Here is a 12,694-nt window from a genome sequence, read left to right on the forward strand (position 1 = left end):
ACTCGCCGCACTCAAACACGAGTTGGCCCAGGTCCGCGGCGTCGACGTCGAGAAGCTCCCGGAAGAGGGGGACCTCACCGCACCCGTGGCGGCCACCGGCGAAGGGAAGTCCTGACATGGCTTCCTCTCTCGACCGCATCCGGGTCGGCTCGGCCCCCGACTCCTGGGGCGTCTGGTTCCCGGACGACCCGGTGCAGGTGCCCTGGGAACGCTTCCTGGACGAGGTGGCCGAGGCCGGCTACTCCTGGATCGAGCTGGGACCGTACGGCTATCTGCCCACCGACCCGGCCCGGTTGACGGACGAGGTCGCCAGGCGCGACCTGCAGGTCTCGGCGGGCACGGTCTTCACCGGCATGCACCGAGGTCCCTCCGTCTGGGAGTCCACCTGGGAGCACGTCAGCCAGGTCGCCGCCCTCACCCAGGCGATGGGCGCGCAGCACCTCGTCGTCATCCCGTCCTTCTGGCGCGACGACAAGACCGCCGAGATCCTGGAGCCGCCGGAGCTGACCGGCGAGCAGTGGGCGCACCTGACCAAGGGGATGGAGCGGCTGGGGCACGAGGTCAAGGAGACGTACGGCCTCGACATCGTCGTCCACCCGCACGCCGACACCCACATCGACACCGAGGACCACGTGGAGCGGTTCCTCGACTCGACCGACTCCGAACTGGTCAACCTCTGCCTGGACACGGGGCATTACGCCTACTGCGGCGGCGACAGCGTCAAGCTCATCGAGACGTACGGCGAACGCATCGGCTACCTCCACCTCAAGCAGGTCGACCCGGAGATCCTCGCCGACGTCGTCAAGAACGAGGTCCCGTTCGGTCCCGCCGTACAGCGCGGAGTGATGTGCGAACCACCCTCCGGCGTACCGGAGTTGGAGCCGGTCCTGGTGGCCGCGCAGAAGCTCGGCGTCGAGCTGTTCGCGATCGTCGAGCAGGACATGTACCCCTGCGAGCCGGACAAGCCGCTGCCGATCGCAGTGCGTACCCGCAAGTTCCTGAGGTCCTGCGGCGCCTGAAGGGACGGTCATGACCACCCGTGGCACGAGCGAAGAACTGGGCGTCGCCGTGATCGGCACCGGCCGGATGGGTGCCGACCACGTCCGCCGTATCCAACAGGTCACCAGCGGAGCACGGGTGACCGCCGTCGTGGACGTCGACGCGGAGCGCGCCAAGACGGTCGCGGCCCGCGTCGACGGCTGCACCGCCCACACCGACCCGGCCTCCGCGATGGCGGCGGCCGATGTCGACGCGGTGCTGATCGCCTCCCCGGGCCCCGCCCACGAGGCCGCCCTGCTGACCGCCTTCGAACACGGCCTTCCGGTGCTGTGCGAGAAGCCGCTCACCCCCGACGCCGCCTCCGCACTGCGGGTGCTGGAGGCCGAGCGGAAGCTGGGCCGGCGGCTGGTCCAGGTCGGCTTCATGCGGCGCTACGACGCCGAGTACGTCAGACTCAAGTCCCTGCTGGAAACCGGGCAGTTGGGCCGCCCCCTGCTGCTGCACAACCGGCACCGCAACGTGGCCAGCCCGCCCGGCTTCACCAGCGACATGCTCATCAGCGACTCCGTGGCGCACGAGACCGACGTGACCCGCTGGCTGCTCGGCCACGAGATCACGGCCGTCACGGTGCTGCGCCCGACCCCGTCCGCGAGCGCGCCGGACGCCCTTCAGGACCCGCAGTTCGTCGTGTTCGAGACCGACGGCGGCGCGGTGTCCGACGTCGAGATCTTCGTCAACTGCGGCTTCGGCTACCAGGTCCAGGCCGAGGTGGTCTGCGAACGCGGCACCGCCCGCGTCGGCGACGGCCATGCCATGGTCACCAACATGGCGGGCCGCTGGGGCGGCACCATCGACCAGGACTGGACCGTGCGTTTCGCCGACGCCTACGACCGCGAGATCCAGGCCTGGGTCGACGCCACCCGCCGCGGCGAGGCGGTCGGCCCGAGCGTCTGGGACGGCTATGCGGCGGCGGCGGTCTGCGAGGCGGGGGTGCGGGCGCTGGCGGACGGCGGTCGGGTGGAGGTCGACCTCGTGGAGAAGCCCGCGCTGTACCGATGACCGCGACCGGCTTGCCCGGGATTCCTGAACCCTTTCGTTCGATCCGCGCCTGGCTCTACGCTCGTGGGGCGGGTTCCGAGGGCCGGGACCCGCCGTTCGCAGCACCGGGGGAAGCCGTGGAGGCAGCGACGCTGGTCCTGCTGGGAGCGGCGGGCGGCGCACTGCGCGGACTGCTGGACGTCTACACCAGGTTCCTGGACTGGCAGGCGGACCGGCGCGCCCACCGGCTGTTACCGCCGGAACAGCAGGGTCAACCACCGCGGTTCCGGAGGCACTTCGACCCTGTCGGCGACCCTGTCGCGGCCGTGGTGCACAGCGGCATGGGCGCCGCCGCCGCGGTGCTCTTCGGCACCACGGGGCAGATCAGTGGCGCGTACGCGGCGCTCGTCGTGGGAATGTCGGCGCCGGGGATCCTGACCCAGTTGAGTCGCGTCCAGTCGGTGAACGACGCTCTGACCGCCCCGGTGCCGGCACAGCCGACCGCCGAGCAACAGACGCCCGAACCCGTGGCGGCGGCCGAACCGCTCACCGCGCAGCCGACGGCCGTCAACGCCGGGCAGCCCGCCCCTGCTCCGACCGTGCTTCCCGAACCGCGCGCGGCCCAGACCGTGTTCATGGACGGCGACGGGACACAGACACAGGCAGACGTACGGCAGGCGAGCCACCCACCCCACACGACACATCCGCACCCGAACGGCCGACCGGCGGACACGGCTCCCGGCCCGGGCCGGGAGCACGGCGGCCGTGAAGCTCCGCCCCGGTCGCAGCGACCGGTCGTCGGAGAGGAGGGCGCGAGATGACGCAGCGACCCCCCGTGCACCGACGCATCGCCGCGAGCCTCCTGGGCGTCGACCGCTCGGGACGCAGGCCGCCCACCGCCGAGCAGCAGCGTCGCCTTCCGGTGCGGCGTCGTATTCTGGCCTCACTGCTGGGGATTCGGGTACGTCCGCCCGCGCCTGACGTGTCCTCGACGGCCGCCGCGGAAGAGCGCCCGGCCCCGGCACCAGCCCCGGCCCCGCCGCGGACCGTGCCGCAGCGGACAGCCCGCGTCGACTACCCGGAGCACACCCCCGAACCGGTGCCGAGGCCGTCGCCGGCACCTCGGCGGGACACGTGGCACACGGTTCCCGCAGGCCGCGCCTCGGGGCCCTCCTTTCTGCTGAGCGAGGACCGCCAGGAATACGAGCGGATCCTCGACGAGGTGCTGCGCTCCGCCCCACACCGTCCTGAACTGGCCGCTGTCGGTCAGCGGCTCTACCCCGAACAGCTGCGCACCATGGCGCTGAACGCCACCGCACTCATCACGACGGCCGCGGTGACCGAGTACCAGCACTATGTGGAGGTCCGCGAGGAACTGCGCCACCCGGCGCCGTCCACACCCGAACGGGACTCCAGGGAGCCGGACTCGATGGGGCTGGCCGCCAGGCTGGAAGAGGCCGGGACCAGCACCGCGGGTGTGGGCGCCGTGGCCGCGGTGCTGACACCCCTCCTCGCCGGAACCGGCACGGTGCTCTTCCTGCTCGTGGGCTACGTCCTGAAGATGCTCGACCCCGAACCGGCGTTCGCCCGGACCATGCTCACCACCGGATGGGTGCTCGGCGGCGTGACCGCGGCCTCGCTCCTCGTCGCCTTGGCGGGGCTGTTGATCACCGCCGTGCGCAACCGGTCGTCCTCGCTCGAAGCCGGTTCGTACGGCGAGCTGAGTGCGGAGGTGGACCGCGCCAGGCAGGACTGGCACGAGGCCCTGGTGGAGCGTGGCATCCTGCCGTTCCTACGGGATGCGCTGGCCGACCTGGCGGGCACGTCCCTGCCGGGTACGGCACCGCCGGAGCCGGCCGGCCGCATGCCACACCTCGGCTACGACCGTCCGGGCTTCAGAAGCCCGGACGACACCGCCCCCGGTCCACGCCCGAGCTTCAGTACACCTGACTACACCAGCCCGGACTTCGGCGGCCCGGAACACACAGGGGAGTGAGCCGGCAGTCGCACGGCCCGGGCATCAGCCCCCTGCCGTGATGCGCGGGCGCGCCTCGAACCCCGCCGCCCGATAGCACTCGTCGATCAGAGCCATCGTCGCCACCGCGTCATCCGCGTCCAACGGCACCGCAGCACCGTCCCGGACCCGGTCCGCGAACGCCTCCAACTGATAGGCGTACGACGACCGCGTCCCGAGCCGCTCCGTCCGCTCGCCCTCCGCCGTACGCACCACGATCCGGTCGTCCAGGTGCGGAAGAACGAAGTTCGGGGCGCTCGCCTCACCACGCGTGCCGACGATCCGGCAGCTCATCTCCAGCTCGTCGTACGCCATGTGGCAGCGGGCCGACGCGGTGGCCCCGTCCGGGTACTCCAGCTCGGCGTCCAGCCACTCGTCGACCCCGGGCGCACCCGCACGCTCCCCGCCCCGCGCGGAGACGAGTCGCGGCGCGCCGCCCGCCCAGGGCGCGAGCATCCGTACGGCGTGCAGGCTGTAGCAGCCCAGGTCCATCACGGCCCCGCCGGCCAGCGGCAGCGACCAGCGCGGGTCGCAGTCGTCCGGGGCGGGGATGGCGACCAGCGTCTCCACCCGTCGCAGCTCGCCGAGTTCACCGCTGCGCAGCAGCTCGTGCAGGCGCCGGGTGACCGGGTGGAACAGGTAGTGGAAGCCCTCCATGAAGACCGTCCCGGCCTTGGCCGCCGCCTTCCGTACCTCGGCGGCCTCCTCGGCGTTGCTCGCCGACGGCTTCTCCGTCAGGACGTGCTTGCCCGCCGCCAGGGCGGCGAGGTTCCAGGGCCCGTGCAGGCCGTTGGCGAGGGGGTTGTAGACGGCTTCGACCTCGGGATCCGCGATCAGGTCGGCGTACGAGTCCGCCACCTGCTCCACGCCGTGCGCCGCCGCGAAGGCCTCGGCGCGGGAACGGTCGCGGGCGGCCACCGCGACGAGGCGGTGGCCGGTCGCCCGGGCCGGGTCCACGAGGGAGCGTTCGGTGATGCGTGCGGCGCCCAGTACTCCGATGCGCAGTGGTTCCCGGCCCGGTCCGCTCATGCCTGCCGTACCTCCTCGATCGTCACGGGACGGTGCTCGCCCAGCGACAGTGTGCACGCATCGGCGATCCAGCCGGCCTCCAGGGCGTCCTCGATCGTGCACGGGGAGGTGCGGGTGCCCGCCACGACCTCGGTGAACGCGGTGAGTTCGGCGCGGTAGGCCTCGGTGAAGCGGTCCATGAAGAAGTCGTGCGGGGTGCCGGCCGGGAAGGTCACGCCGGGCTCGACCGAGCGCAGCGGCAGCTTGTCCTCCAGGCCCACGGCGATGGAGTCCTCGAAGCCGTGGATCTCCATGCGGACGTCGTAACCGCGGGCGTTGTGGCGGGAGTTGGAGACCACGGCGATCGTGCCGTCGTCCAGGGTGAGGATCGCGCCGGTGGTGTCGGCGTCGCCCGCCTCCTTGATGAAGTCGGCGCCCCGGTTGCCGCCGACCGCGTACACCTCGGTCACTTCGCGGCCGGTCACCCAGCGGATGATGTCGAAGTCGTGCACCGAACAGTCCCGGAAGATGCCACCGGAGGCGGCGATGTACGCGGCCGGCGGCGGCGCCGGGTCCAGCGTGGTCGACCGGACGGTGTGCAGCTTGCCCAGCTCGCCGCCCTGCACGGCGGCCCGCGCGGCGACGAACCCGGCGTCGAAGCGCCGGTTGTAGCCGATCTGGATCGGGACGGTGCTGCCCTGGACGGACTTGAGGACCTCGACGCCCTCCCGCATGGTGCGGGCGACGGGCTTCTCGCAGAACACGGGGACGCCCGCTTCCACCGCAGCGCGGATCAGCGCGGGGTGGGCGTCGGTCGCCGCCGCGACGACGATGCCGTCCACCCCGGCGGCCAGCACGGCCTCGGGGGAGTCCGCGACCTCGGCGCCGAACCGCTCGGCGGCGGCCTTGGCGGCGTCCGCGAACGGGTCGGCGACGACGAGCGAGTCGACCGCGTCGAGTCCGGAGAGGGTCTCGGCGTGGAAGGCGCCGATGCGGCCGAGGCCGAGGATTCCGATGCGCATGGGGGCGTGCTCCTTGAGTGCGGGGTCCTACGAGCGGGTGCGGGGATCTACGAGCGGAGGTGGAGAAGGCGGGGGAGGGAAGGTCAGTCGAGGCCGCCGAGAACGTTCTGGTCCCAGTCGATCACCGATCCGGTGACCACCCCGGACCGGTCGGACAGCAGGAAGACGACGAAGTCGGCGATTTCGTCCGGCTGGCCGAGCTTGCCCATCGGCAGACGGGTGGCGGCCTGCTCGCGCCAGTCGTCGCCGGCGCCGTGGAAGGCCTTCTGCGTCGCGTCCTCGCCCTCCGTCGCGGTCCAGCCGATGTTCAGGCCGTTGATGCGGACCCGGTCGAAGCGGTGCGCGTGCGCCGCGTTGCGGGTCAGCCCGATCAGGCCGGCCTTCGCGGCGACGTACGGGGCGAGGAACGGCTGTCCGCCGTGCGCCGAGGACGTGATGATGTTGACGACCGTGCCGGGCGCCTTGCGGCCGACCATGTCGGCGACGGCGGCCTGCATGGCGAAGAAGGGCGCCTTGAGGTTGATCGCGATGTGCTGGTCGAACAGCTCGGGCGTGGTGTCGAGGAGCGTGCCCCGCGAGGTCAGACCGGCCGAGTTCACCAGGCAGTCGACCCGGCCGTACGCCGCGACGACCTGCCCCACGGACGCCTTGGCCTGCTCGGCGTCCGCCAGGTCGGCCCGTACGAACATGGCCTTGCCGCCGGCCGCGGCCAGTTCCGCCACCAGGGCCTCGCCGGGTTCCGGGCGCCGGCCGGTGACGGCGACCACCGCGCCCTCACGGACGGCGGCGCGCGCGATGGCGGCGCCCACCCCCTGGCTTCCGCCGTTGACCAGGACGACCTTGTCGTCGAGAAGTCCCATGGGTTCCAGGTCCTTTCAGCTCGCGCGGCGCTCGGCGCCGGCCCGCAGTTCGTTCCGCAGTTCCTCGGGCGTCCACGTCTCGCGCAGCGCCCGCCGTACCGCGTCCGCCTGCGACGGCGGGGCCAGGCCCGCGACCGGCGGATCGCTGTCGAGGTTGGTGGGGAAGGGGTAGCCCTCCGCGCTCGCGGCGATCACGTTCTCCAGCCACTCCTCGTCCGCGCCCTCGGTACGGCGCTCGAGCAGCACGGGGAACACGGCGTTCGCGACCGCCTCGCGGTCCACCGTCTCCATTGCCCGTCCGAACGCCGAGGACACCTGGAGGAGGTTGGCCGTGCGCCGGATGTCCGCGCAGCGGTTGGTGCCGGCGGCGTGGAACAGCGCGGGGTTGAAGAAGGCCGCGTCGCCCTTGGCCAGCGGGAGTTGGACGTACCGCTCCTCGAAGTACGCCCGGAACTCCGGCAGTCGCCATGCCAGATAGCCCGGCTCGTAGGTCTGCGAGTACGGCAGGTACATCGTCGGTCCGGACTCGACGGGCATGTCGCAGTGCGCGACCGCGCCCTGGAGGGTGAGCACGGGGGAGAGGAGATGCACGTGCGCGGGGTAGGCGGCCGCGACCTCGTCGGACAGGAAGCCCAGGTGGTAGTCGCGGTGCACGGTCTGCGCGGCGCCGCCCGGGTTGACGACGTTGACCTGTGAGGTGACCTGGTAACCGGGACCCAGCCAGGCGGCCGAGACCAGGGCGAGGATGTCGTTGGCGTAGTAGTCGGCGAACGCCTCCGGGTCGTGCAGGGCCGCCTTCTCCAGGGCGTTCCAGATCCGGTCGTTGGCGCCGGGCTTGGCGAAGTGGTCGCCTGCCGTGGCGCCCGAGGCGTGCTGCTCGGCGATCAGCGCGTCGAACACGGCGGAGAGCCGGTCGACCACCGCCGGGTCCGGGAAGGCGCCCCGGAAGACCACGATGCCGGGGCCGTCGGTGAGAGCGCGGACCAGTTCCGCCTGGACCGCACGCCGGTCCTCGGCGGCGCGCAGCCGCGCACTGTCGTAGATCAGGACGTTCCGCTCCACGGAAGCGGCGTACGGGTGGTCGGCGAGATCCGTCGAGCGCTCGACGAGCGCGCGCAGGTCGGCGAGGTCGCAGTCCTGCTCGGACAGCCAGGCACGGTGTTGTACGGAGCTGAAGGACATCGTCGTCCTCTCGATCAGGTGGGCGACTCGGTGACAGGGGCGACCCGGCGCTGTCATTCTTGTCAGTACAAACCCCTCGAACAACCGGCAGTGAGCCATCAAAAACCCCTCAAGGAGTCTCCCGTGGGCCACCCCTTCCCGATCCGGGAGATCGCGCGTCAGGCGGGCCTGAGCGAGGCCACCGTCGACCGGGTGCTCAACGGCCGGGGCGGCGTCCGCGAGAGCACCGCCCGGGAGGTCCGGCAGGCCATCGCCGACCTCGACCGGCAGCGCACCCAGGTCCGTCTGGTCGGCCGCACCTTCATGATCGACATCGTGATGCAGGCCCCGGAGCGGTTCTCCACCGCCGTACGCGCCGCCCTGGAGGCCGAGCTGCCGTCCCTGCACCCGGCGGTCGTGCGCTCACGGTTCCACTTCCGCGAGACCGGCCCGGTCCAGGAGCTCACCCGGACCCTGGACCGGATCGCCCGGCGCGGCTCCCAGGGCGTGGTCCTCAAGGCCCCGGACGTCCCCGAGGTGACCGCGGCCGTGGGCCGGCTCGCGGAGGCCGGCATACCCGTCGTCACCCTGGTCACCGACCTGCCCGCCACCGCCCGCCTCGGCTACGTGGGCAGCGACAACCGGGCGGCCGGCGCGACCGCCGCGTACCTCACGGGCCAGTGGCTCGGCGACCGCCCCGGCAATGTGCTCACCAGCCTCAGCAGCGGCTTCTTCCGCAACGAGGAGGAGCGCGAGATGGGCTTCCGCAGCGCCATGCGCACCCGCCACCCGGACCGCACCCTCGTCGAGATCGCCGAGGGGCAGGGCCTGGACGCCACCCAGTACGACCTGGTCCGGGCCGCGCTGGAACGCGACCCGGACATCCTGGCGGTGTACTCGATCGGCGGCGGCAACATCGCGACCCTGCGCGCCTTCGAGGACCTGGGCCGGGAGTGCGCGGTGTTCGTCGCCCACGACCTCGACCACGACAACACCCGGCTGCTGCGCGAGCACCGGCTGTCCGCGGTGCTCCACCACGACCTGCGCCAGGACCTGCGCGAGGCCTGCCACCTCGTGATGCGCGCCCACGGCGCCCTGCCGCCCGCGGGCCCGACGCTGCCGTCCGCCATCCAGGTGGTGACGCCCTACAACATGCCTACGACGCTTCCGGGCTGACCCACGCGCCGCTCTCCGCGGACCGCACCATCGCGTCCAGTACGGCCGCACTGCGCACGGCGTCCGCGAGGGTGGCCCCGTGCGTGCTGCCCTCGCTGATCGAGCGAAGGAAGCGGTACGCCTCGATCACCTTGAGGTCGTCGTAGCCCATGGCGTTCGCCGCGCCCGGCTGGAACGCGCCGAACTCGCCGTCGCCCGGCCCGACGTACACCGTGCCGACCGGCTGGTCCTGGTAGGTCGTGCCGCGGCTGACGCCGAGCTCGTTCATCCGGCGGAAGTCCCAGAACACCGCCCCCTTGGTGCCGTGCACCTCGAAGCCGTAGTTGTTCTGCTCGCCGACCGAGACCCGGCACGCCTCCAGGACGCCGCGGGCGCCGGAGGCGAAGCGCAGCAGGCAGCTGACGTAGTCCTCGTTCTCGACCGGGCCGAGCTCGCCGCCCGAGGCGCGGCTGTGACCGGCTGTCGCGCCGGTGGGGCGGGCCCGCTCCGGGACGAAGATCGCGGTGTCGGCGGTCAGGGAGGCGATGTCGCCGAGCAGGTACCGGGCCAGGTCGGCGCCGTGCGAGGCCAGGTCGCCCAGCACCCCGCTGCCGCCGCGCTCCCGCTCGTACCGCCAGGTCAGGGCGCCCTCGGGGTGGGCCGCGTAGTCGCTGAAGAGGCGGACGCGGACATGGGTGACCGTGCCGATGCCGCCGGAGGCGATCAGTTCGCGGGCCGCCTCCACGGCGGGCGCGTTGCGGTAGTTGAAGCCGACGGCGCTGTGCACGCCTGCCTTGGCGGCCGCGCCGGCCACCGTCCGGGCGTCCGCCGCGGTCAGGCCCACCGGCTTCTCGATCCAGATGTGCTTGCCGGCCTCGGCCATCGCGACACCGATCTCACGGTGCAGGAAGTTCGGCGCGGTGATGCTGACCGCCTTCACCCGCGGGTCGGCGGCCACCTCGCGCCAGTCGCGGGTCGTCGAGACGAACCCGAACTGCGCGGCGGCCTCCTCGGCCCGGCCCGGCACCTCCTCGGCGACGGTCACCAGCTCCGGACGCAGGGGGAGCGTCGGGTAGTGGTGCAGGACACGGGCGTACGCCTGGGTGTGCACCCGGCCCATCCACCCGAACCCGACGACGGCGACCCCGAACGCATCCACCATGACAGCCCCTCTTTGGACCGGTCCACAATCTGTCCAGGCCACCCTGAGCGGGGTTCATGCCGGTGTCAACCCTTTGACAGTCCTGCCGGACACATGGAACGGTCCATCCCATGAGACCGCCGACGATCCGCGACGTGGCCGACCGGGCCGGCGTCTCCAAGTCGCTGGTCTCGCTCGTGCTGCGCGGCTCGGAGCAGGTGCGGCCCGAGAAGCGGGACGCCGTGCTGCGCGCGGTACGGGAGCTCGGCTACCGGCCGAACGCCGCCGCCCGCAGCCTCAGCGAGCAGCGCACCCGCACGGTCGGCGTCCTCCTCAACGACCTGCGCAACCCCTGGTTCGTCGACCTCCTCGACGGCCTGAACCCGCTCCTGCACGAGCACGGCCTGCACATGCTGCTCGGCGACGCCCGCCTCAACCGCCGCACCGGGCAGGACCTCGCCCGGCCCTTCCTGGACCTCCAGGCGGACGGCCTGGTCGTGGTCGGCACCCTGCCCGACCCGGCCGCGCTCGAGGCCGTCGCCGAGCGGATCCCGGTCGTCGTCGCGGGCGCCCGCGAGCCGGTCCCACCCGGTGTCGACGTCGTCGCCGGCGACGACGAGCGGGGCGCCCGGCTGGTCACCGAGCACCTCATCGGCCTCGGCCACCGCCGCATCGCCCACATCGCGGGCTACGGGGCCGTGGGCGAGCTGCGCCGCGCCAGCTTCGAGTCGGTCATGCGGGCCCACGGCCTCGCGGACACGGCACTCGTCGAGCCGGGCGACCTGACGGAAGAGGGCGGCTTCCGGGCCGCCGTGCGGCTGCTCGGCCGCCCGGGACGGCCCACCGCCGTCGTCGCCGTCAACGACATCACCGCCGTCGGCGTGCTCTCGGCGGCCGCGGAACTGGGCCTGCGCGTGCCGCACGACGTGTCGGTCACCGGCTACGACGACACGAGCATCTCCCGGCTGCGCCACCTGTGGCTCACCACCGTCGACAACGCCGGCCACGAGGTCGGCCGCCGTGCCGCCCGCTGCCTCCTCGACCGCTTCGAGGGCGCCGGGGGAGCGGGGCGTCTCCACCTGGCCGCACCCGCCCTGGAGATCCGCGGCACCACCGCGGCCCCGCCGCTCAGAGATTGATCGCGTACGCCTTCCGCAGCGTCTCGTGCACCGTCCATGTCGTACGGTCGCCCGCGCGCAGTACGGCCATGTCCCCGGGCCCGACCGTCAGCGTCGGCCCGCCCTCGACCTCCACGGTGGCCGACCCGCTGACCACGACGAACAGCTCGTCCGCCTCGGTGTCGGTGACCACGCCGGGCGTGATCTGCCAGATCCCGCGGATCTGCCGGCCGTCCTCCGACTCCCAGACGACCCTCCCGGTGACCTCGGGCGTCCCGGAGACGATCTGCTCCGGGTCGAGGGGCTCGGGTTCGAGCTCGGCATCGGGGATGTGGAGAGCGAAGCTGTGCGTCATGGGCCGACCCTAACCAGGCGGGAAGTTCCCCGGCTGTCGACAGGGTGTGCGGGATCGGCCCAGGTGGAACGACACTTCGTCGGGCGTGCGCGGGGCGCGGCGCCACCGGGCCCGGGTGATCATTGGGGCATGGCGGACACCCTGGCGGCCGCCCCCGAGCCGCACCGGCGCGACACGCGCGAGGCAGTCCTGTTCGGCGGTGTATACGGTGCCGTCCTGGCGTCCTCCATGGTCGCCGCGCTCACCCGGTACGGCCACACCTCCCAGGACAGCCGCCGCTACGACGCCCTGTGGCTCCTGGTGACCGCACTCGCCTCCGCCCTGGCTCACGGCTACGCCCACTTTGTCGCCGACCGCCCCCCGCACCACCGCTGGGACGTCCTGCGCACCCTGGTGGACGAGTGGCCCCTGGTCGCGGCCGTGCTGCCGACCGTCCTCGTCCTCGCGGGGGCGGGCTGGGGCTGGTGGCCGGCCGACGGGGTGGAGTACCCGGCGTTCACGCTGAACATCGCGCTGCTGTTCACGCTGGGCCTGGTCACGGCCAGGTGGTCGCACCGCTCGTGGGCCGTCGCGGTCCTCATCGGAGCGGTGGACGCGCTTCTCGGCGTGGTCGTCGTGCTGGCGAACGCGATCATCAAGTAGCGGGCGGACACACGAGGCGGCCGCCCCCGTCGTCGGGGGGTGGCCGCCTCGGTTCCGGCAGGTGCGCTCACACCTTGGCTGTGGTGGTGTCGGTGGGGGTGTCGGTGGTGGGTGTGGTCTGGGGGGTGCGGGGCTTGGGGATGAGGGTGGCGATGAGGAAGGCGAGGAGGGCTGCTCCGGC

Annotated in this window: 13 protein-coding genes and 1 pseudogene; 8 read left to right on the forward strand and 6 right to left on the reverse strand. The window is 72.6% G+C overall.

Annotated elements, in window-relative coordinates; genetic code table 11:
• From ADK57_RS47085 to ADK57_RS08425, 5 genes and pseudogenes are all read left to right on the forward strand, one after another.
• Positions 1–115 (forward strand): annotated as a pseudogene (locus tag ADK57_RS47085) (sugar ABC transporter ATP-binding protein); the annotation flags it as partial.
• A gap of 1 nt (position 116) precedes the next feature.
• Positions 117–1,019 (forward strand): sugar phosphate isomerase/epimerase family protein, encoded by a 903-nt coding sequence (locus ADK57_RS08410; RefSeq protein WP_053748737.1) that lies wholly within the window; start codon positions 117–119, stop codon positions 1,017–1,019.
• 10 nt (positions 1,020–1,029) lie between these two features.
• Positions 1,030–2,058 carry a Gfo/Idh/MocA family protein gene (locus ADK57_RS08415; RefSeq protein ID WP_053748738.1) on the forward strand — a complete coding sequence of 343 codons (1,029 nt, stop codon included), beginning with the start codon at positions 1,030–1,032 and terminating at the stop codon, positions 2,056–2,058.
• Between the two features lie 116 nt (positions 2,059–2,174).
• On the forward strand, positions 2,175–2,858 hold the full coding sequence (locus ADK57_RS50405; protein ID WP_199830508.1) for a hypothetical protein: 684 nt from the start codon (positions 2,175–2,177) through the stop codon (positions 2,856–2,858).
• A 356-nt stretch (positions 2,859–3,214) separates the two neighbouring features.
• On the forward strand, positions 3,215–4,033 hold the full coding sequence (locus tag ADK57_RS08425; RefSeq protein WP_053748748.1) for a hypothetical protein: 819 nt from the start codon (positions 3,215–3,217) through the stop codon (positions 4,031–4,033).
• Positions 4,034–4,057: 24 nt separating this feature from the next.
• Here ADK57_RS08425 and ADK57_RS08430 read toward each other — a convergent pair whose 3' ends face one another.
• The 4 genes from ADK57_RS08430 to ADK57_RS08445 form a co-directional block, all read right to left on the reverse strand.
• Positions 4,058–5,080, reverse strand: a complete 1,023-nt coding sequence (locus ADK57_RS08430; protein ID WP_053748739.1) for a Gfo/Idh/MocA family protein — start codon at positions 5,078–5,080, stop codon at positions 4,058–4,060.
• Positions 5,077–6,081: a Gfo/Idh/MocA family oxidoreductase gene (locus tag ADK57_RS08435; RefSeq protein WP_053748740.1), complete on the reverse strand. Its 1,005-nt coding sequence runs from the start codon at positions 6,079–6,081 to the stop codon at positions 5,077–5,079. Before ADK57_RS08435 ends, ADK57_RS08430 begins: the two co-directional genes overlap by 4 nt.
• 83 nt (positions 6,082–6,164) lie before the next feature.
• On the reverse strand, positions 6,165–6,941 hold the full coding sequence (locus tag ADK57_RS08440) for an SDR family oxidoreductase (protein WP_053748741.1): 777 nt from the start codon (positions 6,939–6,941) through the stop codon (positions 6,165–6,167).
• A gap of 15 nt (positions 6,942–6,956) precedes the next feature.
• A complete protein-coding gene (locus tag ADK57_RS08445) occupies positions 6,957–8,123 on the reverse strand; it encodes a phytanoyl-CoA dioxygenase family protein (protein WP_053748742.1) in 1,167 nt (388 codons plus the stop codon).
• 123 nt (positions 8,124–8,246) lie between these two features.
• On the opposite strand from ADK57_RS08445, the gene ADK57_RS08450 reads away from it, so the two are divergent.
• A complete protein-coding gene (locus tag ADK57_RS08450) occupies positions 8,247–9,278 on the forward strand; it encodes a LacI family DNA-binding transcriptional regulator (RefSeq protein ID WP_053748743.1) in 1,032 nt (343 codons plus the stop codon).
• Here ADK57_RS08450 and ADK57_RS08455 read toward each other — a convergent pair.
• Positions 9,259–10,419: a Gfo/Idh/MocA family protein gene (locus tag ADK57_RS08455; RefSeq protein ID WP_053748744.1), complete on the reverse strand. Its 1,161-nt coding sequence runs from the start codon at positions 10,417–10,419 to the stop codon at positions 9,259–9,261. The two genes, ADK57_RS08450 and ADK57_RS08455, sit on opposite strands and share 20 nt — an antisense overlap.
• A gap of 110 nt (positions 10,420–10,529) precedes the next feature.
• Between ADK57_RS08455 and ADK57_RS08460 the strand changes: the two genes are divergently transcribed.
• Positions 10,530–11,537 carry a LacI family DNA-binding transcriptional regulator gene (locus ADK57_RS08460; RefSeq protein WP_053748745.1) on the forward strand — a complete coding sequence of 336 codons (1,008 nt, stop codon included), beginning with the start codon at positions 10,530–10,532 and terminating at the stop codon, positions 11,535–11,537.
• Here the strand turns inward: ADK57_RS08460 and ADK57_RS08465 are convergent.
• Positions 11,527–11,871, reverse strand: a complete 345-nt coding sequence (locus tag ADK57_RS08465) for a cupin domain-containing protein (RefSeq protein ID WP_053748746.1) — start codon at positions 11,869–11,871, stop codon at positions 11,527–11,529. The two genes, ADK57_RS08460 and ADK57_RS08465, sit on opposite strands and share 11 nt — an antisense overlap.
• Positions 11,872–12,000: 129 nt before the next feature.
• Here ADK57_RS08465 and ADK57_RS08470 point away from each other — a divergent pair, with 129 nt between their 5' ends.
• Positions 12,001–12,513 carry a hypothetical protein gene (locus ADK57_RS08470; protein ID WP_053748747.1) on the forward strand — a complete coding sequence of 171 codons (513 nt, stop codon included), beginning with the start codon at positions 12,001–12,003 and terminating at the stop codon, positions 12,511–12,513.
• Positions 12,514–12,694 lie beyond the last annotated feature (181 nt).

The organism is Streptomyces sp. MMG1533 (assembly GCF_001279775.1).
GTDB lineage: Bacteria > Actinomycetota > Actinomycetes > Streptomycetales > Streptomycetaceae > Streptomyces.